The organism is Candidatus Poriferisodalis sp., assembly GCF_965219595.1.
Taxonomy (GTDB): Bacteria; Actinomycetota; Acidimicrobiia; order Acidimicrobiales; family Poriferisodalaceae; genus Poriferisodalis.
Genome location: NZ_OZ244781.1, coordinates 1,338,225 through 1,359,100, shown reverse-complemented (window position 1 = coordinate 1,359,100; position 20,876 = coordinate 1,338,225). Strand labels below are relative to the sequence as shown.

At 67.3% G+C, this 20,876-nt stretch carries 17 protein-coding genes; 6 read left to right on the top strand and 11 right to left on the bottom strand.

The window, feature by feature from the left end:
- The first annotated feature begins 7 nt into the window (after positions 1-7).
- The 3 genes from ACOQPE_RS05995 to ACOQPE_RS05985 all read left to right on the top strand — a co-directional run bounded on the left by ACOQPE_RS05995 (position 8) and on the right by ACOQPE_RS05985 (position 3,172).
- A complete protein-coding gene (locus tag ACOQPE_RS05995) occupies positions 8-1,447 on the top strand; it encodes a HipA domain-containing protein (RefSeq protein WP_420610948.1) in 1,440 nt (479 codons plus the stop codon).
- On the top strand, positions 1,444-1,689 hold the full coding sequence (locus ACOQPE_RS05990; RefSeq protein WP_420610947.1) for a helix-turn-helix domain-containing protein: 246 nt from the start codon (positions 1,444-1,446) through the stop codon (positions 1,687-1,689). The genes ACOQPE_RS05995 and ACOQPE_RS05990 overlap by 4 nt, the downstream gene beginning before the upstream one ends.
- Before the next feature lie 163 nt (positions 1,690-1,852).
- Positions 1,853-3,172 (top strand): Fic family protein, encoded by a 1,320-nt coding sequence (locus tag ACOQPE_RS05985; RefSeq protein WP_420610946.1) that lies wholly within the window; start codon positions 1,853-1,855, stop codon positions 3,170-3,172.
- A 47-nt stretch (positions 3,173-3,219) separates the two neighbouring features.
- On the opposite strand, the gene ACOQPE_RS05980 is transcribed toward ACOQPE_RS05985, so the two are convergent.
- From ACOQPE_RS05980 to acs, 5 genes are all read right to left on the bottom strand, one after another.
- Positions 3,220-4,086, bottom strand: coding sequence for a zinc metalloprotease HtpX (locus ACOQPE_RS05980; RefSeq protein ID WP_420610945.1), 867 nt, complete (start codon positions 4,084-4,086; stop codon positions 3,220-3,222).
- A 98-nt stretch (positions 4,087-4,184) separates the two neighbouring features.
- Positions 4,185-5,435, bottom strand: a complete 1,251-nt coding sequence (locus ACOQPE_RS05975) for an ATP-binding protein (RefSeq protein WP_420610944.1) — start codon at positions 5,433-5,435, stop codon at positions 4,185-4,187.
- A 169-nt stretch (positions 5,436-5,604) separates the two neighbouring features.
- Entirely contained in the window at positions 5,605-6,714 is a 1,110-nt protein-coding gene (locus tag ACOQPE_RS05970) for a hypothetical protein (RefSeq protein WP_420610943.1), read from the bottom strand.
- 38 nt (positions 6,715-6,752) lie between these two features.
- Positions 6,753-7,292 (bottom strand): hypothetical protein, encoded by a 540-nt coding sequence (locus tag ACOQPE_RS05965; protein WP_420610942.1) that lies wholly within the window; start codon positions 7,290-7,292, stop codon positions 6,753-6,755.
- 7 nt (positions 7,293-7,299) lie between these two features.
- A complete protein-coding gene (acs, locus tag ACOQPE_RS05960; protein WP_420610941.1) occupies positions 7,300-9,303 on the bottom strand; it encodes an acetate--CoA ligase in 2,004 nt (667 codons plus the stop codon).
- Between the two features lie 398 nt (positions 9,304-9,701).
- On the opposite strand from acs, the gene ACOQPE_RS05955 reads away from it, so the two are divergent.
- From ACOQPE_RS05955 to cbiB, 3 genes are all read left to right on the top strand, one after another.
- Entirely contained in the window at positions 9,702-11,219 is a 1,518-nt protein-coding gene (locus ACOQPE_RS05955) for an HNH endonuclease (RefSeq protein ID WP_420610940.1), read from the top strand.
- A gap of 197 nt (positions 11,220-11,416) precedes the next feature.
- Positions 11,417-12,298 (top strand): adenosylcobinamide amidohydrolase, encoded by an 882-nt coding sequence (locus ACOQPE_RS05950; protein WP_420610939.1) that lies wholly within the window; start codon positions 11,417-11,419, stop codon positions 12,296-12,298.
- A gap of 106 nt (positions 12,299-12,404) precedes the next feature.
- Positions 12,405-13,316, top strand: coding sequence for an adenosylcobinamide-phosphate synthase CbiB (gene cbiB / locus ACOQPE_RS05945; protein WP_420610938.1), 912 nt, complete (start codon positions 12,405-12,407; stop codon positions 13,314-13,316).
- Between the two features lie 51 nt (positions 13,317-13,367).
- Here the strand turns inward: cbiB and ACOQPE_RS05940 are convergent, their stop codons facing one another.
- The 6 genes from ACOQPE_RS05940 to ACOQPE_RS05915 form a co-directional block, all read right to left on the bottom strand.
- Entirely contained in the window at positions 13,368-14,534 is a 1,167-nt protein-coding gene (locus tag ACOQPE_RS05940) for an SAM-dependent methyltransferase (RefSeq protein ID WP_420610937.1), read from the bottom strand.
- A gap of 24 nt (positions 14,535-14,558) precedes the next feature.
- Complete coding sequence (locus ACOQPE_RS05935; RefSeq protein ID WP_420610936.1) at positions 14,559-16,235, bottom strand: NADH-quinone oxidoreductase subunit N; 1,677 nt, start codon at positions 16,233-16,235, stop codon at positions 14,559-14,561.
- 2 nt (positions 16,236-16,237) lie between these two features.
- Positions 16,238-17,800: a complex I subunit 4 family protein gene (locus ACOQPE_RS05930; protein ID WP_420610935.1), complete on the bottom strand. Its 1,563-nt coding sequence runs from the start codon at positions 17,798-17,800 to the stop codon at positions 16,238-16,240.
- 70 nt (positions 17,801-17,870) lie between these two features.
- Positions 17,871-20,057, bottom strand: coding sequence for an NADH-quinone oxidoreductase subunit L (gene nuoL / locus ACOQPE_RS05925; protein WP_420610934.1), 2,187 nt, complete (start codon positions 20,055-20,057; stop codon positions 17,871-17,873).
- Positions 20,058-20,067: 10 nt separating this feature from the next.
- Positions 20,068-20,367 (bottom strand): NADH-quinone oxidoreductase subunit NuoK, encoded by a 300-nt coding sequence (gene nuoK / locus ACOQPE_RS05920; protein ID WP_419854811.1) that lies wholly within the window; start codon positions 20,365-20,367, stop codon positions 20,068-20,070.
- Between the two features lie 6 nt (positions 20,368-20,373).
- Positions 20,374-20,868: an NADH-quinone oxidoreductase subunit J gene (locus ACOQPE_RS05915; RefSeq protein WP_419917138.1), complete on the bottom strand. Its 495-nt coding sequence runs from the start codon at positions 20,866-20,868 to the stop codon at positions 20,374-20,376.
- Positions 20,869-20,876 lie beyond the last annotated feature (8 nt).

Below are 20,876 nucleotides of genomic sequence, written 5' to 3'. Positions count from 1 at the left end.
ACTTGCCGTGCCTGCCTCTGCGTCACACCTGCATGTGTTTCTCCACGGCACACTGGTCGGCGTAGCCGTGCGGCTGCGGCGCGGTGCCGTGCATCTCGCATGGGACCACAGCAGCGGATTTGCCCCAGAGGACTTGTCACAGTCGTTCCATGGCAACGCACGAGGGAACCTGGACATCACAGACTGGATAGATGGGCTGCTGCCAGACAACCCGCGCACCAGATCTCGATGGGCGCAAGACCTCCAAGCAGCATCAGCGGCACCGTTTGACCTGCTGTGCACGCGGGCAGGCTTGGAATGCGCCGGAGCGGTCCAGTTCCACCCGCAGCCGGCATTGCCAGACGCTCAGCAAGGCACACTGGTCCATCTGACCGAGGACGAGGTCGCCCATTTGCTGCGAACCGTCATACCCGACTCCGGCGATGACGCAGACCCGCTCGGCGCCCCTGGGCTCGGGGAACTCAGGCTGTCGCTCGGCGGCGCGCAAGCCAAAATGGCGCTCCGCCGAGACGGTGCAGGCTGGCATCTGCCGACCGGGTCGCTTGCCACGACGCACATCCTGAAACCGCAGAGCGGCCATCGCAATCCCGGCTGTCGTGAGTCCATTGCCGTAAACGAGCATGTGTGCCAGACCGCTGTGAGCGCGGTCGGTGTCGCCACGGCGTCTACCACGCTTGAAATGTTCGACGGGGAGCCGTGCATCGTTGTCGACCGCTACGACCGCTCTTCTGTCGGCGCCGTCGGCGACGAGGTGGGCAGGCTGCACAGCGAAGATTTGTGCCAAGCTCTCGGTTTCGCCTCCGAGTTCAAATATCAGCGAGACGGCGGACCGACGCCTGAGGCGATACTCCGGTTCCTCCGCCAGGCAAGCGACAAGGACGACGCACACGAGTTCTTTCTCGGCATTTACGCGAACTGGCTGATCGGCAATACCGACGGGCACTCCAAGAACTACAGCGTGCTGCTCCACGAAGGCGTAGCGCGCCTCGCTCCGCTGTATGACCTGAGCAGCGCTCTGCCCTATCTCGCACCAGGCACGCCACCACGCCCGGCTATGCGGTTCGCTGACGGCTCCCCCGACAGCCTCGCCGCATGGTCCGTCGCCGCGGAACGCCTACGGACCGGGGTCGTCTATGACGAACTCGAATCCATAGCGAAACGGCTTCCCGACGCTCTCGAAGCCGCTGCGGATGCCTGCCCGTCTTGGGCGCAACTCACGGCGCGCGACATCAGCGAACAAGTCGCAGCACGAGCACGTCGCGTGTTCAGCGAGAGTCGGCGCTCTGGCCCAGCCGTTGCCCCTGTCACGGAGCCAGAGACACGGCCTTCGTCTGCTGGCGGGAGCGGCGTCTGTGGTGTCGTCGTCGGAAGCACCGGCGATCCGTGCCTGCTGTATCGCGGGCATCACGGACGGCACCGCTCGAAGCTCCCCGGGCGGAAGTCATGACAGCAGGCGAGCGTCCACTCACTGCCGCCGATGTCGGAGCGGCCGTACGCTCTGCGCGGCGGCATGCATTGATGACCCAGCAACGTCTCGCCGACATGTCACAAGTGTCGCGTCAGCTCGTGAACCGGCTCGAGCAAGGCGACGCGTCGATCACCGTGCGTCCAGCGCTCAGCGTGCTCAAAACGCTCGGGTTGCGGCTAGCCGTGAGTGGGCCACCCGATCCGTCTGACGCTCAACCATGAGCATCCCTCGCAGCAGCTGCTCTCGACGTTCGCTGCTCACAGCGCGGGCGAGCTCAGCGGGTCGTTTGCCGGACTGTCGCCCATTCACCTCTGAACGACAAAACGGGCGTCGGCACTTGTTGAGTTGTCGTTAAGCTGCATGTGAGCGACAACTCTTGGGGTGGTGGCTGTGGGGCGCCACGAGCGGAGATTCTGGGACGGCAGGCTTCAGGTTTCGCGGGCAGCACAGTCATCGGACCCTGCACGCGAGTGCTTCGACGCCTTTGTCCCTCATCCGATCAACGGCTGGGAACCCGACCTGCGCACCGACACTTGGCGGCAAGTGTCGATGGCCGCCGAGCGCTGCGCTGATCTTGCGGACGCAACACGAAGCCGGCCGCTCGCCGCCGAGTGGCTGCTGGATCGTTCGGAGAGCATCGCATCCAGCACGATCGAGGAGATACGCCCCTCTGCTCGCCGTGTCGCCCGCGCGGAAGCACAGCTCGAGTTGTTCAGCGAGATGCCGCCGACCGCAGAGATGCAAGCCCTGCGCAATGTTGCCGCGACTCAAAGAGCCATGGAGATGGCGGCCGCCGGCACTGACCTCAGCGTCGCCGGCCTGTGCGAGATGCACGCCACGCTCATGGGCGAGCACGACCCCATAGCCGGCCGGATTCGAGACCGCCAGAACTGGATCGGCAGCGGCGCTCTCGGGAGCCCGCTTGAAGCCCGTCACGTCGGTCCGCCGCCAGAGTTCGTCGACGGACTGCTCGATGATCTCGTCGCGTACGTCAACCGAGACGACGATCTCACGATTGTGCGCGCCGCGATCGCGCATGCCCAATTCGAGACGATCCACCCATTCCCGGACGGCAACGGCCGCACCGGCCGAGCCTTAATCCAGTTCATGCTTCGTCGAGACGAGGTGATGGGAGACGGAGCGTTGCCGGTCAGCGCTGCGCTCATGCTGCACAAAGAGCGCTACTTCGATGCGCTCGACGAAGTTCGCGTTGTGTGTCCCGCCGATGATCCAGGGCGATCACGGGGGTATCGCCCCTGGATCGAACTGCTTGCCCAAGCGACTGCCCACGCCTGCACGCTGCGCGGGCGGCTCATCGAGCACGTCAACGCCCTGTCACAACGCTGGGCAGACCAGGCTCGCCAAGCAGGCATCCGTTCATCGAGTGCCGCCGCCAAGCTGCTGGACGCACTCCCGCTGCACCCGGTCGTCACAGCCGACAGCGCATCCGCCTTGCTCTCAGTCGATCTGAGAACAGCTCAGCGCGCCGTCGCCCGGCTCTCCAAAATCGGCATCTTGGAGCAACGCAGCGCAGGCCGCCGAAACCGGGTGTTCGAGTGCGGCGACATGATGGACGCGTTCACCGAGTCAGTCCGTGAGCAGCCCGCTTCCAACCTCACGCTGTCTGCGCCTGTCAGGACACCAGGCCCGTCCCTTCCAGACAGAGGCGGCGAGGCGGCGAGGCGGCCCAGAGGCGCCATCTGAGCCGTGTCACGGAGTGAGTCGGAGCGGCGTCCGAGCTGATCGGTCGGCTAGATCGCTTCTTGCCAGGAGCCGTCCCGCAGGCGGCGGATGCGCTCCTCCATCGGCGGGTGGGTGGTGAACAGGCCCTTGAAACCCATGCGGCGGCTGGCCAGCGGGTTGGCGATATACATCTGGGCCTGGTTGGGATCGGCCAGGCTGGGCACGGTCTTGGAAGCCGAGTCGAGCTTCTCGAGCGCCCGTGCCAGCGGTTCGCCGTCGCCGATCAGGCGCGCCGCGGTGCGGTCTGCTTGGTACTCGCGGCTGCGGCTGATGGCCATCTGCAGCAGCATCGCGGCGATCGGCGCCAGGAAGATGAGCAGGATCTCGCCGAGCGGGTTCCGGTCGCCGTCACGGCTGCCGCCGCCGAAGATCAAGGCGAACTGTGCCATGCGGGCCGCGAACGTGATGATGGTGGCCACCGCTGCAGCCACCGAGCCGATGAGGATGTCACGGTTGCGAATGTGTGCCATCTCATGGGCCAGCACGCCGCGAATCTCGTACCAGCTGAGGTGGCGGATGAGCCCTTCGGTCACACAGACCGCAGCGTTGCGGGGATTGCGGCCGGTGGCGAAAGCATTGGGCTGCGGGTCGGGCGACACGTACAGCCGGGGCATCGGCAGGCCCGACAGCGTGGTCAGCTCACCCATGATCCGCCAGTAGTCGGGAAGCTGGTGTGGCTGAACCTCTTGGGCCCGGGCCGAGCGGATCGCAAGCTTGTCGCTGAACCAGTAGCTGCCGCCCACCAGCGCCAAGCCCAAGACGACGGCGATCGTGAGGCCGCCCTGGCCCCAGAAGCTGCCGATCCACAGGATCAAGCCGGCGAGGCCAGCCAGGAGAACGGTGGTCTTGGCCGTGTTGCGCACGTTGTGCAGCACCTCATTTCGGACGCTGTGCGGTCGGCGTTCAGGCTAGTGACAGCAGCCGGATTCGGGACTGTCCTTCGGGACGGTCTCTGTCTTTGCTGCCGGGCTGTTCAGGGGCCGAGCGTGGTGATGGGGATCACGGCAATGCCGTCTTTGCGCTGGTAGCTGTAGCCCGAGGCCACGATGACGCCGAGGGCGCGTGGCGGGCCGGCGGCGTCTGAGGCGATGGTGTCGGCGAGCTTGCGCAGCGAGGTTGCTGCGTGTTCGATCGCTGCTTGGCCGCCGAGCTTGACTTCGAAGGCCATCCAGTCTCCGTTGCGCAGTTCGATGACAGCGTCCACTTCGAGGCCGTTGCTGTCGCGGTAGTGGAACACCGTGCCGCCTAGCGGATCCGCGTACGCACGCAGATCGCGCACCACCAACGACTCGAACGCCAGGCCGCAGAACTCGAGGTCGCTGCGAACCCGGCGCTCGTCGATTTCCAGTGCGGCAATTGCGAGCGATGGGCAGACGAAGTGACGCTTGGGCGCCTTGCGCAGCCGTGCGCGTGACCGCAGCCGGACCGACCACGCCGGCTGGTCCTCGACCACATGGAGCCGCCCGAGCGTTCGCAGGTACGCGCTCACGGTGTCGGGGCTCAGCGGAGTGTCTCCGCGGGTATCGGCGCACAGGGTGGCCATGTTCGCGTCGGTGGCCACGTTGCGGCCCAGCGAGGTGAGCAGCCGACGGACACGGATCGGGTCGTGCTGGCGTTCGTCGACGCCGGGCACGCTCGTGCGGCTCGCCTCTTCCACGTAGTCGCGGCTGAACCGCTGCGCGTCGGCCGCGGAAGCGTCGAGGATGCCCGGCCAGCCGCCGCGGCACATCATCTCGATGACATCGGCAAGTTCCTCTTGCGCGCTCGCGGTTGTCACCGGTTGCTCATCGGCGAGCGCTGCCAGCGACGTGGCGCCGCTGGACTCGCCGCTCTCGAACAGCGACATCGGGCGCATCCGGATGCGCGACACGCGACCGATGCCGCTGTGGCGGGTGATGTCATCGGCGGGGACTGCCGAGCCCGTCAGGATGAACCGACCAGGCCGGCGGCCGTCGTCGGACGCTCGGCGGGCGTGGTTCCAGATGGCCGGCGCGACCTGCCACTCGTCGAGCAGCCGCGGCTCGGGCCCCTCAAGCACCCCGGCGGGGTCGATCTCGGTCGCAGCCAGGGCATTTGCATCGATGTCGAACAGCACCTCGCTGCGGGCGTGCTGGCGAGCGGTCTCGGTCTTGCCCACAGCCCTGGGGCCTTCCACCACCACCATGGGCACCGCAGCCAAGCGTTCGCGCAGCATCTGATCGGCAATGCGGGACCGGTACTGCATGCTGACGCTCCGTCGCTCGTTTCCGACGCACAGGTATGGTCACGAACGAGGATACCGGACTTTGCAGGTGTTCTGTACGGTGATTTGCAGGGCTGCTGTGACGTGATTTGCGGGCAGAGCGCAGATCTACCTGTCTGGCGGTGGGTCGCCGAGGTACTGCTGACGGGGGTCAGTTCTTGGCGTCGACCAGGCGCCAGTCGTCTGAGCCGGGGCTGTAGCGGCCGCGGAAGTCGGGGTCGTAGGCCGCGGCCAGCTCGGCGGCGCGGCCGATGGATGATCGATATGCGTCGATGATGGCGTCCTCGGCGTCGTAGTCGAAGGGGTCCTGCATGCGCCGCTCCTTCGTGCTGCCGCGCCGGACCGGGTTCTCGTAGAGGTCGCGGGCCGTCATGCCGACAGCTTCGACGACGCCGACCTTGTCGCGGTAGCCCAGCTCGGCGATCATCAGATCGGGCGACATCGATCGGTGCAGCGAGTTCTCCTCGCCGAGGAACGGGCGGGCCGGCGTCGCGAGCTCCTCGGGGAGGCTCACGATGTCGAGCTCGACATCGAGCGCAGCCGCAATGACCTCGATGGTCTGGCGGGCGGTGAGCGTGTGCTCGTCGCTGATGTTGTACGCCTTGCCGGCGGCAACGTCGGGGTGATCCGCGGCCAGCGTGAGGGCGTGGCCGGCATTGGGGCCGTACGCCGCAGTGCGCAGGGTGAGGCCGCCGTCGGACACGATGATCCGGCGGCGGCCGTCGATGATGCGCCGCACGATCAGCCACTCGCGGGGGTTGATCTGACCCGGCCCGTAGATGAGCGGGTAGCGGAAGATGGTGGCGTCGGGGTGGTGCTCGAACAGCACGTCCTCGGTGGCGACGATCTTGGCCACCTTGTCGTTGGCGTCGTTCACCGCCCGATCGGCTGACTCGCGCAGCGGGGTGAGCAGGCCGCGCGGCCAGTTCTGCGCCGGGCGTGCGTAGCCCTTGTAGACGGGGATGCCGCCGACGGCGATGAACTGCCCGCAGCGGTCCACGAAGTACGGCGCCAAGTCGCGCAGCCGTCCATACATGGCGTACACGACGTCGAACGTGGCGTTCCCGAGGGCCTCGGCAACTTCGTCGATGCGGAACGGGTTGGTATGGATGTGCGGCACTTCGGACTCAGGCGGCAGCGTGTCGACCTCGTGGCGCCCGGTGTGCAGGACCGTGATGTTGTACCCGCGCTCGAACAGCCCGTTCACCACGCCAGGCCCCGTCGGCCCCGTGCCGCCGATCACCAACGCTGCGCGAGTCACCGGCTCATGCTGTCAGGTCCGGGGTCGTCACGGCAGGGCTAGTGGGGGTGGTAGCCGCTGTCGATGTAGAGCGTGGGCAGGTCGAGGTCGCGGTACATGCGGACGTTGCGCATGTCGTCGTCGATGGCGAGGCGAGGCGTGTAGCCGCACTGCAGCAGCGCTTGGGTCTGCTCGCCCTTGAACAGCGGCGACGGCTGGAAGTCGCCCATCGGGCGCATGATGAGCAGGTCCCAGCGGACCTTGTGCTTGACGAGCCAGTCGAGGGTCGCGCCCGACACCCACGTCGGGCGCGAGGTGAGGGCCACCACCACCAGCTCGGGATTCAGCAGCACCAACAGCTCGAAGACCTCGTCGAGCACGTCGTCGTCGCCCACGTCGGCGAAGAACGAGTCCCAGTCGCGCCACGGGCCGTCGAGGTGATGCTGGCGGTGGGAGGCATCGGCCAGCACGCCGTCGATGTCGACGATCACGCAGTCGCCCGGCGGCACCGGCCCATCCCGCCACCACCAGTACGCCGGCCAGTCGCCCTCGGAAACCGACGCGGCAAAGGCTCGCCTGTGCCTCGGGCCGTTCACCATTTTCAGCTCAGTCTTCGCTGGGGGCTTCGGCTGCGCGGGTGCGGATCTCGTCCACCACGCCGGCGTCGGCCAGTGTGGTGGTGTCGCCGAGCTGGCGGCCCTCGGCCACATCGCGCAGCAGGCGGCGCATGATCTTGCCCGAGCGGGTCTTGGGCAGGTCCGGCACCAGCACTACCGCCTTGGGCCGTGCGATCGCCCCCAGCTTGGTGGAGACGTGCTGGCGCACTTCCTCGCGCAGCTCGTCGGTGGCGTCATGGCCGCCGCGCAGGATCACGTAGCCCACGATGGCCTGGCCGGTGGTGGCGTCGGTGGCGCCCACCACCGCTGCCTCGGCTACCGACGGGTGGTTGACCAGCGCCGACTCGACCTCGGTGGTGGAGATGCGGTGGCCCGACACGTTCATCACGTCGTCGACCCGGCCGAGCAGCCACAGGTAGCCGTCGTCGTCGAGCTTGGCGCCGTCGCCGGCAAAGTAGCGGCCTTCGTACGTGCTCCAGTAGGTCTCCCGGTAGCGCTCGGGATCGCCCCAGATGCCGCGCAGCATCGACGGCCACGGCTCGGTGATGGTCAGGTAGCCGCCGCCCCGCTCGACCGGGTTGCCGGCGTCGTCCACCAGCTCCACCGTGATGCCCGGCAGCGCATGGGTGGCCGAGCCGGGCTTTGTGGTGGTGACTCCCGGCAGCGGGGTGATCATGTGGCCGCCGGTCTCGGTCTGCCACCACGTGTCCACAATGGGGCAGGTGCCGCCGCCGATGTGGGTGTGGTACCACATCCAGGCCTCGGGATTGATGGGCTCACCGACCGTGCCGAGCACACGCAGGCTGGACAGGTCGTGGCGCTCGACTTCGGTCGCACCCCACTTCATGAACGTGCGGATAGCGGTGGGGGCCGTGTAGAGCTGTGTCACGCCGTAGCGCTCGATGATGTCCCACAGCCGGTCCTTGGGCCAGCTCGCCCGATCGCCGTCGCGGAATTCGGGGCGCGGCGTGTCGGGCGTGCCCTCGTACATCACCGACGAGGCGCCGTTGGCCAGCGGCCCGTACACGATGTAGCTGTGACCGGTCACCCAGCCGATGTCGGCTGCGCACCAGAAGACGTCGACGTCGGGCTTGAGGTCGAACACGTAGCGGTGCGTGAACGCCACCTGGGTGAGGTAGCCGCCGGTGGTGTGCATGATGCCCTTGGGCTTGGCCGTGGTGCCTGAGGTGTACAGCAGGTACAGCAGATCCTCGGAGTCCATGTGCTCGGGCGGGCAGTCTGCCGAAGCGCCCTCCATCAGGTCGTGGTACCAGTGATCGACGCTGTCGTTCCACGACACGTCCTGGCCTGTTCGCTGCACCACCACCACGTTCTCGATGGTGGTCGTCGCTGCGACTGAGGCGTCGGCGGTGTCTTTCAGCCCGAACGGCTCGCCTCGCCGGTAGCCGCCGTCGGCGGTGATGAGCAGCTTGGCCGACGCATCGTCGATGCGGTCCGACAGCGAGTCGGCGGAGAACCCGCCGAACACCACCGAGTGGGCCGCGCCGATGCGAGCGCAGGCCAGCATCGCCACCGGTAGCTCGGGGATCATCGGCATGTAGATGCACACGCGGTCGCCGCGCTGCACGCCGAGGCCCTTCAGCACGTTGGCGAACTTGCACACCTCGTCGAGCAGGTCCGCGTAGGTGATGGTGCGGGTGTCGCCGGGCTCGCCTTCCCACCAGTAGGCCACCTTGTCGCCGCGGCCGGCGTCGACGTGGCGGTCGAGGCAGTTGTACGACACATTGAGCGTGCCGCCCAGGAACCACTTCGCGAACGGCAAGTCCCACTCGAGCACGGTGTGGAAGTCGGTGAACCAGGTGACGTGCTCGCGGGCCTGGCGAGCCCAGAACGCCAGCCGGTCGGCAGCGGCCTCGTCGTACAGCGACCGATCAGCCGTCAGCGCCGCCGAGCGGAAGTTCTCCGCGGGCTCGAAGACACGGTCTTCGACGTAGTAGTCCTCGATCGTCGCCTCGGTACTCGTGTCAGTCATCGGAGTTCCTGTTTCGTCGTGCTGCCGGTGTGCGAGTGCGGTTCGGGCCAACGTCGCGTGCGAGGCCCGATCCTGCTCAGCCAGATTCGCAGAGTAGTGGGCGCTCGCTCAGCGTCCTGCGGGCGTGCCGGCCCGGGAGTGGTACAGATCGCGGCGGCTCAGCCACGTCCTCTGATCAGCGAAACACTGAAGGACGAGTAGACGCCGTGCGAGGCGACGTTGTCGGCGATCGATGGGCGCTTCACCGCCGCAGTCGGGCCGCCATATTGTCGGTCAGCGCTCCTGGTGGAAATAATCGAAAAATATCTACTAGGCATTACAATATTTGTCATATAACTGTAATCATTCTAAAGGAATATAAACGTTTGTGTGTCACACTGAGTCGGTAGGGTGAACGCATGTTCTCCCAGGTGCAGTCGGCGCTCGACTCACTCACGGCAGCCCTCGGCAGCGTCGACGCTGCGCCCACCGAAGCGCTGCGCGAAGCACTCGCTTTGGCCAAGCCGCTGCGCGTCCGCCTCGAGACGCTCGAGACCGCTGTGGCGTCGCAGATCGCCGCACGAGAGAAGCACGGCGACGGCGGCGTGGGGGTGCTGCACCAGGTCGCCGCAGTCCCCCGGTCCGACGCCGCACGCAACGTGCGTACCGCCGCCGAACTCGAACAGTTGCCCGACGCCCAGTCCGCGCTGGCGGGCGGCGAGATGTGCATGGCCAACGCCGCCCGCCTAGCGCGTGCCGCGCGCCAGACCAGCCCCAAGGCAGTGCAGGGAGATCCCGTGCTGGTGGATTTGGCCAAGACACTGCCGCCTGATGAGTTCGCCCACGCATCGGCACGCTGGACAGCGAAGCACCAGAGCGCTGCGAGCCTGGCGGAGCGGCACCGCCGCAACCGTCGCAACCGCAACGTGCGCTTCTGGAACGGCGACGACGGCTCCGTGCAGATGCGCGGCGCGTTCGACGCCGAGATGGGCGCCCGCATCCAGGATCGCATCCGCGCCGAAGCCGAACGCCTCCGCCAAGCCGACCGCCGCCTGCTGCGCAACGGTCCGGAGCACAACAGCACGGCGTGCAATGACACAGCGCTCAACGGCACGGCGGGCCAGAGCGCAATGCGCACACGTGATCAGCGCATGGCCGACGCGCTCGACGGCCTCCTCGCCCACACGAGGCCCGCTCCCGCTCACGGCGACGCCGCTGGCGGCCACAGCACGAGCGGCAGCACACCCGCCGGCGGAGCAGCACCGATCGCAGCCCGCCACGAAGACACCGCCGCCAGCTGCGGCCACGCCACTTGCGATGGCACCGGCCCGGCGGGCCGCACGGCCCCGCCAGTGCAGATGATCGTGCGAGCCGACCTCGCAGACCTGCTCGACAGCCGCAGCGGCATCGGCGGAATCGACGGCCTCGGCGGCATGGGCGAGATCGCGGGCACCGGGCCGGTGCCGGCCAGCGTGGTCGACCGGCTCGCCTGCAACGCCGACATCTCCGTAGTGCTGTTCGGAAAACAGATCACACCGCTCTATGAAGCCGTCGCCTCACGCGCGCCCACTGCAGCCCAGCGCCGGGCGCTGATCGCCCGCGACGGCGCATGCATCGGCTGCGGCGCCCCGCCTGGCGACTGCGAAGCACACCACATCATCCCGTGGCTCTGCGGTGGCCCCACCAAGATCGACAACCTCGTGCTGGTGTGCTGGTCCTGCCACGACAAAATCCACGACCACAATTGGCAAGTCATCAAGCGCGACAACCGCTACCGGCTCATACCCCCCGACGCCGCCTCGTTACCCAACCCCGCACGATCCCGCAAGCCGACCAAGCGCCACAACCCCACGCCGTCCCCGAAAACCACCCCGCCCCGGCAGACCGTCACGCCCACCAAACCCGCACCACACCGAGAACCTGCGCTGTTCCCCTAGCCCGAATCGGGTCGGGATCCCGCCGTGCTTCGCTCGCCCGCATCAGGTCCAGCCAGGTTCGCCACGTTGTCGCCGTAGTTGCTGGCCGCGGGGCGTTCCGCGGGCCTCAGTGGCGTTTCGGCGCAGAAGATCGGCCGCTCTGTCGACGGCAGCGGCGCCCGCGGGGCGTTCCGCGGGCCTCGGTAGCGTCGCGGCCGATGAACGCTGCCATCGAACCACGTGTCCACCCGGTGCCGGGTGCGGCTCGGCGGGTGCTGGCGTGGCGCTTCGACCAAGCAGTGGAAGCCATCTCATCGGCGGCGCATGGCGGCGGGATGGGTCCGATCGACTGGATCCTCAACATCGGTGTGGACAGCGGCTACAGCCGGACCGATATCGACGAGCACGCAGGCGAGATCGCCGCTGAGCTGGGCCTGCAGGGCCACGGCACTGCGCTGTTCACCGCGGTCGACGTTCGCGGCGTTCGGCGGGCCGAGTGCGACGGTGTGGTCGTCCACGCCACAGTCGGCGTGTCGAAGCCCACCTGGGCCGCGGAACGTCTCCAGCCTGTCACACCCCCTGGCAAGCCTGACGAAGAAGGCGAACCGGCTCGCGGCCGTGTAGGAGGTGAGAGCAGGCACTTCTACAACACAGAGGCTGAGCCCCGGGCCCGAGCGGCCCGCGAGCGGAGCGAACTAGAGCGGAAAGCACAGGGCGAAGCTGGGACCCGAGCGGCCCGTGAGAGCAGCGAACAAGAGCGGGCGACGACGAGTGACGCAGAGGGAGGTTCTGACAATCCGCGCCTCCTCTGGGGAACGATCAACGTCGTGGCGCAGCTGCCGGCGGGACTCGAGCCGGGTGCGGCGGTGAATGCCACGATGACGATCACCGAAGCCAAGGTGCAGGCCCTGTCCGAGGCCGGCATTGACGGCACCGGCACGGCAACGGATGCAGCGGTGGTGACATGGCCCGCTGCGGCATCACGGGAACGCTTCGCCGGTCCTCGCTCGGTGTGGGGGCAGCGGCTTGCCGTCGCGGTGCATGACGCGGTGAGTTCGGGTCTGCAGGATGTGAGCACGAGACGCACGCACACCCGATGAACCCAGCAGAACTCTTCAGTAGAACGGCACCGTCGACGGCATCCACAACCTGCCCGCACACACACCCGATGAACGCAGTAGGGCTCTCCTGGGCGGTCGGGTTGCCATGAGCCAGCTAGCGCGTCGCAGCGGCGCTGTGGCTGTCGGGCTGCTTGCAGATCGGATCGTGGGCGAACCGCCGGCGCGGGCGCACCCGGTGGGTGGATTCGGGGCACTGATGACTCGCCTCGAGGGGCTGATCTGGCGCGACCAGCGCTCACGCGGGATCGCCTATGCCGCAGCCGGAGTGGCCGTCGGGGCGCTTGGCGGATTGCTGATGCGCTCGACCACGTCGGCGGTCGCACTGACCGCGGCCGGGCGCGAGCTGCGCTCGGTGGCACTGGGCATCGCCGATCTGCTGGAGGCCGACGACATCGAGGCTGCTCGGGCAGAGCTTCCCCGCCTGGTCGGTCGCGATCCCAGCGAGCTGGACGCCTCCGGCATCGCAGCGGCGGTGATCGAGTCGGTTGCGGAGAACAGCGTGGACGCCGTGGTTGCTCCAGCGCTCTGGGCGGCCGTGGCCGGCGCGCCCGGCGCGGCCGCGTACCGGGCGATCAACACGATGGACGCGATGGTGGGACGCAAGGACGAGCGCTACCTGCGATTCGGCTGGGCAGCGGCCCGGCTCGACGACGTGGCCAACTACGTGCCGGCTCGCCTGTTTGCGGCATTGGTGGCGGCGCTGCGGCCGCGGCGGGCACGCGCCGTGTGGACGGCGATCCGCGATGACGCGCCGGGGCATCCCTCCCCCAATGCCGGAGTGGCCGAGGCAGCCGTTGCGGCTGCGCTCGGCCGAGAGCTGGGCGGTCCGCTGCGTTACGGCACGCAGCATGAGAACCGGCCACGGCTCGGCGTCGGCCCGCGGCCGACAGCCGACGACATCAGGCCAGCGGTGCACCTTGCTTCACAGGCCGAGCTGCTGCTCGTGGCGCTCGCGCTGCTGATTTGGCTGATGGGACGGTGGCGTTCGAACGACTGACGCCTCAAGCTTGCGGTCCCCCAGCAACGTTGTGGCGATGCGGCGAACAGTTCAGCCGACGTGCCACTCAGCGGCCCAGAAGGCACCCATGCCGTCGGGGTCGGTGAGCGCGGCGGCTTCGTCGAGCAGCGTCCGGGCTGCGAGCGCTTCGGCTGTCGGCTTGGATCGTTTCCGCTGCCACAGTGCCCGCGCGTCGGCGGTCATCGAGTTGATGCCGGCAGCGCCAAGCCATTCCGCCTGAGTGCTCAACGTGGCACCCGGCGGCAGTTGGTCGAATGCGACATCACAGGTGATGTCTGCGCTGCCTGGTGCTTCCAGCGGTTCGTGCCCACGGCGTTGGGACCGGTAGGTCCGCAACCACTCGCTCTGGGGACGCTGTGCCAGATCGGCCGTGCGGCGCACGCCGTAGTCGAACGTCAGCAGCCGACCGCGCTCGAGCAGCCGTAGCGCCCGGCGCACCCAGACCGCCGCTTTCAACTGCAGCGGTACACGCGCACCCGGCGCGGCGTCCGGGGCCATCACCTCAGCCATCGCCGCCGCATCGGCTGGCGCCTCCCGCAGCACCTCCGTCACGCGCCCGGCCGTCGGCCGCACGATTTCCTGCTCGGGCGTGCCGTGGCCTTCGTCGACGGGTGGCATATTCGTCGCAGGCTCGGCGCGGTCGACATGCACCTCCTGCCAGCCGGTCTCGGAGCGCTCGAGCAGCCGGAACGGCAGGTTGTCGAGCAGCTCGTTGGCGAGCACGACACCCACCAACGGGCCTACGGGGAGATCAGATACTGCGACGATGCGCTCCGGCACATCGGCATCGCCGATCCGAGCGAGCGAATCATCGGGAACGCTGCAATCGCCTGATATGCCGGACATTCCGATTGCCGCCCGTGCCTCATCGCGCTGGTGCGCTACTCGCTCGACCATCACGTACCGCACAGCATCACGGCACGCCGCAACATGCGCGAACACATCGCGGCACAGCGTCCCGCGGCCGGCGCCGCCCTCGACCACTACGAACGGGTCAGGCCGGCCCAGCTCATCCCATGTGCGATCCAGCCAGCCGGCAACGCATCGAGCGAACAGCGTGCCCAGCTCGGGCGACGTCGCAAAGTCACCGCCCCGAGCCGCCGGTCGCCCGCCGCGCACGTAGAAGCCGGAAGGGCCGTAGAGCGCTTCGTCCATGAACTCGTCGAAGCGGCGCATGTCAGGCGTGGGGCTGGACACCGGGACCGTGCGCCCCGCCAGTGCTCAGCCGCCGAAGTGGAACGATGCGACGTCGCCGAAGTGGCTCACCAGGCCCGGGAAGACGCCGAGCGCCAGTGTGGCAATTGCCGTGATCGCCAGCGCCGCTGCCAATGCTCCGGTCATGGGGATCTTGCCCGGAGTGAAGCGCACCATCGTGGCCTGACTGGTCTCGGTGGCCAGCCACGCATCGCCGTGCTCGTCCTGCTCGGCGGACGCATCGGCTGCTTCGGCGAGAGCGAGCTCGTCGCCGTCGTCGCCACCGGCGTCTACGCCCAGCGCCACCGTCTCGGGCACCGGCTGGAACCACATCTGCACCAGCACCCGGGCGTAGTAGCCGAATGCGATCACCGCATTGATCGCCACGATCACGGCGAGCACCCAGCCAGCCGGCGTGCTGGCATCGGCCAGGGCCCGGAAGATCACGAATTTGGCGAACCAGCCGCCCGCCGGCGGGATGCCGGCCAGCGCAGCCAGGAACAGCGTCATCAGCACTGCCATGCCGGGCGCATAGCTGAACAGCCCGCCGTAGCTCGCGATCTCGCCTGAGCGGGTGCGCCGCGACACCGCGAGCACCACGCTGAACGCGCCCAGGTTCATGAAGGCGTAGATGATGGCGTAGACGATGATCGCCTCATACGCGCTGGGCAGCACGTTGGTGGTGATGTCGGTGCCGGGCACGGTCCAGGCATCGTCCTCGAAGGCCACGGCGAAGGGCGCCAGCATGAAGCCGCCTTGCGCCACGCCCGAATAGGCCAGCATCCGCACGATGTTCGTCTGGCGCAGCGCAATCAGGTTGCCCACGGTCATCGTCACCGCGGCCAGTACCCAGAAGAACGGCTGCACCACGTCGGCAGCCCCCTCGAAGGCCACGAACACCAGGCCCAACAGCGCCACAAAACCCGCTGCCTTCGACGCCACCGACAGGAACGCCGTCACCGGCGTGGGGGCGCCCTCGTAGGTGTCGGGCGCCCACGTGTGGAACGGCACCGCCGACACCTTGAAGGCGAAGCCGATCAGCACGAAGAGGATCGCCACGATGACGATCGGGCTCGCTCCCTCGCCCGTCAGCGCAGCGGCAATGGTGCCGAAGTCGGTGTCGCCGGCCACGCCGAACACCAGCGACATGCCGTACAGCATCACCGCCGAAGCGAAGACTCCCATCAGGTAGTACTTCAAGCCGGCCTCGTTGGAGCGGGGACCGCCCTTGCGCCAGGCGGCCAGCATGTAGGCCGGGATCGAGAGCAGCTCCAGCGCCACGAACACGCTCACGAGGTCACGCGAGCTGGCCATCATCACCATGCCCAGCAGCGACGTCAGCAGCAGCGTGTAGTACTCGTTCTCGTAGTAGTCGCCCTCGCGCACGTAGTCGACCGACATGAGCACGACCACGTAGCCGACCAAGATGAACAGCGCCTTGAGCACCAGCGAGAAGTCGTCGACCACGTAGGCCCCGCCGAACATGGGTCGCTCAGCGCCGTCCACCGCCAGCGTCAGGATCGGCACGAGCGTGACCAGCAGGCCGATGCCGGCCAGCGTCGGCATTATCCGCTTGGCCTTGTCGTCGAGCGCGATGTCGGCGACGGTCACCAGCGTGCCGACCGCCAGCAGGGTCAATTCGGGCGCGAGCGCGTGCCAGTCGAGATCCGGCCGCACAAACGCGAGAAGTGCCCCGAGGTTCATCCTCAGCCCCTGCCCACTGCTGCGCTGATGCTCTCGGCGATACCGGTCGACACGTCATCGACCACACCGAAGATCAGCCCGGGAACCCAGCCGAAGAGCACCATCGCAATGATGAGCGGCGTCCACGCCGCCCACTCGTAGCGATTCACATCGGCGATCGCGTGGCCTTCCCATTCGGGCTTGGGCTCGCCGAATGCGCTGCGCTGGAACAGCCACAGCAGGTAGCCGGCAGCGAACACGGTGCCCACGGCGGCGATCACCATGTAGGTGCGGAACAGCCCCTCAGAGAGGCCCGCACCGGGGGCGTAGGCCGACAGGATCGCCGGGAACTCACCCCAGAAGCCCGCCAGGCCCGGCAGGCCCAGCGACGCCATCGCAGAGATCGCCAAGATCCAGCCCATGCGCGGCGCCGACTTCAGCAAGCCGCCCAGCCGGCTGATCTCGAGCGTGTGGTAGCGCTCCTTCACCGAGCCTGCGAGGAAGAACAGCATCCCGGTGATGATCCCGTGGGCCACCATGCCGAACACGGCGGCGTTGATGCCGATCGGGGTCAGCGTGGCGATGCCGAGCATCACGAAGCCCATGTGCGCCACCGAGCTGAACGCGATGAGGCGCTTCATGTCAGTCTGCGCCAAGCAGCCCAAGGCGCCGTAGATGATGCCGATCACCGCCAGCAGGCCGATCCACGGCGCCCACGCCGCTGCGCCTTCGGGCAGGAACGGCAGCGCGATCCGCACGAAGCCGTAGGTGCCGAGCTTCAGCAAGATGGCCGCCAGGATCACCGAGCCCACGGTGGGCGCCTCGGTGTGCGCGTCGGGCAGCCACGTGTGGAACGGGAACATCGGCACCTTGATGCCGAAGCCCATGAACAGCCCGGCGAAGATGATCGCCTGGGTGCCCCGGGCCAGGTCTCCGCCCGCGGCAGCGGCGAGTTCGCTCATGTTGAACGTGTTCAACGCCGCGCCTGCGTCGTTTGTGGCCACGAAGTACAGCGCAACGAAGCTGACGATCATCAGCGCCGAGCCGAACAGGGTGAACAGGAAGAACTTCAGCGAGGCGTAGCGACGGTTCTCGCCGCCCCACACCCCGATCATGAAGTACATCGGCAGCAGCACGACCTCGAAGAAGACGAAGAACAAGATGAGGTCCTGCGCCACGAAGGTGCCGTTCATGCCCGATGCCAAGATCAGCATCAGGATCAGGAAGGCCTTGGCGTTGCCCGGCTCGGGGATGTGCTCCCACGAATAGATCACGCACAGCGGGATGATCACCATCGACAGGATCAACAGCGGCAACGACAGCCCGTCGAGACCCAGGATGTAGTCGGCATTGATCGCGTCGATCCAGCCCTTGTGCACGCCGAATTGCAGCGTTCCCGCGTTGCCGTAGTCGAAGGCGAACAGCAGGTACACGCCGACTGCCAGCGTCGCCAGCGAAGCGCCGAGCGCGATCATCTTCAGCTCGAGCTCGCGAGCGCGCGGCACCGCCATCATCACCAGCGCGCCGACGGCCGGCAGGAACACCGCGAGCGTCAGCGCCCAAGCGTCGAATCCAGTTGCGTCCACTAGGAAGCTCCCTCTCGATTGCGGCCCGATGTCACAGCGGACGGGCTCTCTGCCTGCGTCATCTCACTGCTCACAGGACGATCACGAACACGATGGCAACCACGGCCGCGGTGCCGAACAGCAGCGAGCCGTAGTTCTGGACCTTGCCGGTTTGCATCACCCGCAGACCCTGACCGCCGGCATCGGCACCGCTGCCGAGCGCGTTGACGGTGTTGTCGATGGTGCCCTGGTCGATCCAGCGGTACACCCAGCGGCCGCTGTCGCGTGCCCCTTCGCCCGCACGGTTGACGACCAGGTCGATCACGTTGTTGTTGATCCAGTTGGCGCCGCGGGCAATCGGCGCCTTGATCGAGCCCACCACGATGTCGGTGTACAGGTGGTCGAGGTAGTACTTCTGCTCGAGGAACGTGTACCCCGCCTTGGCGTAGCGGTTCCGCTCGGTGAGCCCGTGCGGCCCGGCGTTGCGCCAGAAGTACATGAACGTGATGGCGATGCCGGTCAGCGCCAGCGCCAGGCCCACGAGCGCCAGCCACAGCGATGGGTCGGGGTGCGACAGCCCGACCGCATTCAGGTAGTGCGTGGGCTCGGCGTAGGTCTGCACGAGATGCGCCAAGCCTTCGAGACCGACGAACTCCAGCACCGGTGTCGGCAGGTTGAACGCCCCGGCGATCACCGCCATGACCGCCAGGATCCACAGCGGCACGGTCATCACCTTGGGCGACTCGTGCGGGTGGCCGTGGCCCCGGTACTCGCCCCAGAACGTGTACCAGATCACCCGGGTCATGTAGGCGGCGGTGAGCAGCGCCACCACGCAACCGAAGACCAGCATGAGCGGGTAGGCGCTCTGCTGCCCCGCGAAGGCCCCCAGCAGGATCTCGTCTTTCGACCAGAAGCCCGCAAACGGGAACACGCCCGCCAGTGCCAGCGTCGAGATCACGAACGTCTTGTAGGTGTGCGGCATGTACTTGCGCAGGCCGCCCATCTCCCGCATGTCGAAGGTGTGGTGTGCGGCGTGGCTGACCGAGCCGGCCCCCAGGAACAGGCAGGCCTTGAAGAAGGCGTGCGTGAACAGGTGGAACATGGCAGCGGTCCAGGCACCCACGCCCAGCGCCATCACCATGTAGCCGAGCTGGCTGACCGTGCTGTAGGCCAGCACCTTCTTGATGTCCCACTGGGCGAAGGCCAGCCCGGCGCCGATCAGCGCGGTGAAGCCGCCGATGAACGCCATCAGGTTGATCGACGAGGTGCCGATGGAGAATCCCTCGAAGAAAACCGGGTACAGCCGGCCGATCATGAACACGCCCGCCACGACCATCGTCGCAGCGTGGATGAGCGCGGAGACCGGCGTGGGCCCCGCCATGGCGTCGGGCAGCCAGGTATGCAGCGGGAACTGGCCCGACTTGGAGCACACCGCCGCCATGAGCGCGATCGACGCCATCAGCATGGCGAAGTGGACTTCGCTGCCCATCTCGCCGACCATCCGGTTGATGGCGTCGATGTCGAACGTCTTGAACTCGCCGAACAGGATGATGACGCCGACCAGCAGGCCAATGTCGCCGACCCGGTTCGTCAGGAACGCTTTGACCGCAGCGTCGGTGTTGGGGCGTTCCTCCCACCAGTGCCCGATCAGCACGAAGCTGCACACGCCCACGAGCTCCCAGCCCACGATCATCTGGACCAGGTTCTGGGCCATGACGAAGAAGAGCATCGAAGCGGTGAACAGGCTCAGGAAGGCGTAGTAGTGGACGAATCGCCGGTCGCCCTTGACGTACTCGCTGGAATAGATGTGTACGAGCAACGAGATCGACGTCACCACGATCAGCAGCAGCACCGTCTGGCCGTCCACCAGCGTTCCCACCGCAAAGTCGACGCCGCTGCTCGACCACCAGCCGTCGACCTCGGAGATGACCGGCTCGGTGGTGGCGTAGCCGTGCCCGCCATCGGCATGACCGTCGTCTTCGGCGGCGAGATGCAGCTCGCCGTCGAGCCCTCCGGCGCTTGAAGCGCTCAGCCCTTCGGTGACGGCTATCTGGGCGTGCTCGGCGTCGTCGTACTTCGACGACGTGCTGTCTTCCACCCGGGTGATCCACGAGACCGCCGCGATCATCGAGAGCACCCACACAATGCCCACGGCGGTGATGCCCACCTTGTGGACCCGCTCGACGCCGATGACGCTGCGGCCGAACAGCAGGATGACAAGGAACGAGACCGCCGGGATCAGCGGGATGAGAAACGCGTTCTCCAGAATCCAGTCCATACGCGCGCGCTCAGCCCTTCATCAGGTCGAACTCGTCGACCGCGATCGACTTGCGGTTCCGGTACAGCAGCAGCACGATGGCCAGGCCAACGCCGACCTCGGCCGCCGCGACCGCAATGATGAACAGGGCGAAGACCTGCCCCGACACCACGTCGTGCTGCAGCCCGAACGCCACCAGGTTGAGGTTGACGGCGTTGAGCATCAGCTCGATCGACATCAGCACCATCACGCCGTTGCGGCGCGCCAGCACGCCATAGACGCCGACTGCAAACAGCAGCGCACCGAGCAGCAGGAACTGGTTCAGCAGCATGAGCGCTCAGTCCCTCCGCGCCAGCACGACGGCGCCGATCAGTGCGGCCAGCAGCAGCACCGAGACGGCTTCGAACGGGATGATGTATTGAGAGAACACCGAGTCGGAGACATCGGCCGTGCGGAACACCGTGTTGTCGGTGGCCAGCGAGTCGGTGCCGAAGCGGTCGATGAGGGCGTAGACGGTGATGCCGCCCAAGGCCAGCGCCGACAGCGCGGCAACCGGCCAGGTGGCCCCGGTCATCTGGGGTATTCGCCCGATCGGCGCCCGGGTGAGCATGATGCCGAACAGGAACAGCACCATCACAGCGCCGATGTAGACGAGCACCTGCGTGGTGGCAATGAACTCGGCGGTGAGGAGCACGTAGTTGGCTGCGAGACCGCCCAGCACCGCAACCAGGAACAGTGCTGCGTGCACGATGTTGCGCGTCGTCACCATCCCCAGCGCGGCCGCCACGGTGATGGCCGCGATGATGCCGAAGGCGATGTTCTGCGCAACCATCGGGCGTC

Bases quoted from the DNA above. Each gene is read 5' to 3' on its own strand.
- cbiB (WP_420610938.1), top strand. From the start codon at position 12,405: ATGAGCCAGCTAGCGCGTCGCAGCGGCGCTGTGGCTGTCGGGCTGCTT.
- ACOQPE_RS05950 (WP_420610939.1), top strand. From the start codon at position 11,417: ATGAACGCTGCCATCGAACCACGTGTCCACCCGGTGCCGGGTGCGGCT.
- nuoK (WP_419854811.1), bottom strand. From the start codon at position 20,367: ATGCTGCTGAACCAGTTCCTGCTGCTCGGTGCGCTGCTGTTTGCAGTC.
- ACOQPE_RS05935 (WP_420610936.1), bottom strand. From the start codon at position 16,235: ATGAACCTCGGGGCACTTCTCGCGTTTGTGCGGCCGGATCTCGACTGG.
- ACOQPE_RS05955 (WP_420610940.1), top strand. From the start codon at position 9,702: ATGTTCTCCCAGGTGCAGTCGGCGCTCGACTCACTCACGGCAGCCCTC.
- acs (WP_420610941.1), bottom strand. From the start codon at position 9,303: ATGACTGACACGAGTACCGAGGCGACGATCGAGGACTACTACGTCGAA.
- ACOQPE_RS05965 (WP_420610942.1), bottom strand. From the start codon at position 7,292: ATGGTGAACGGCCCGAGGCACAGGCGAGCCTTTGCCGCGTCGGTTTCC.
- nuoL (WP_420610934.1), bottom strand. From the start codon at position 20,057: ATGGACTGGATTCTGGAGAACGCGTTTCTCATCCCGCTGATCCCGGCG.
- ACOQPE_RS05990 (WP_420610947.1), top strand. From the start codon at position 1,444: ATGACAGCAGGCGAGCGTCCACTCACTGCCGCCGATGTCGGAGCGGCC.
- ACOQPE_RS05915 (WP_419917138.1), bottom strand. From the start codon at position 20,868: ATGGTTGCGCAGAACATCGCCTTCGGCATCATCGCGGCCATCACCGTG.
- ACOQPE_RS05975 (WP_420610944.1), bottom strand. From the start codon at position 5,435: ATGCAGTACCGGTCCCGCATTGCCGATCAGATGCTGCGCGAACGCTTG.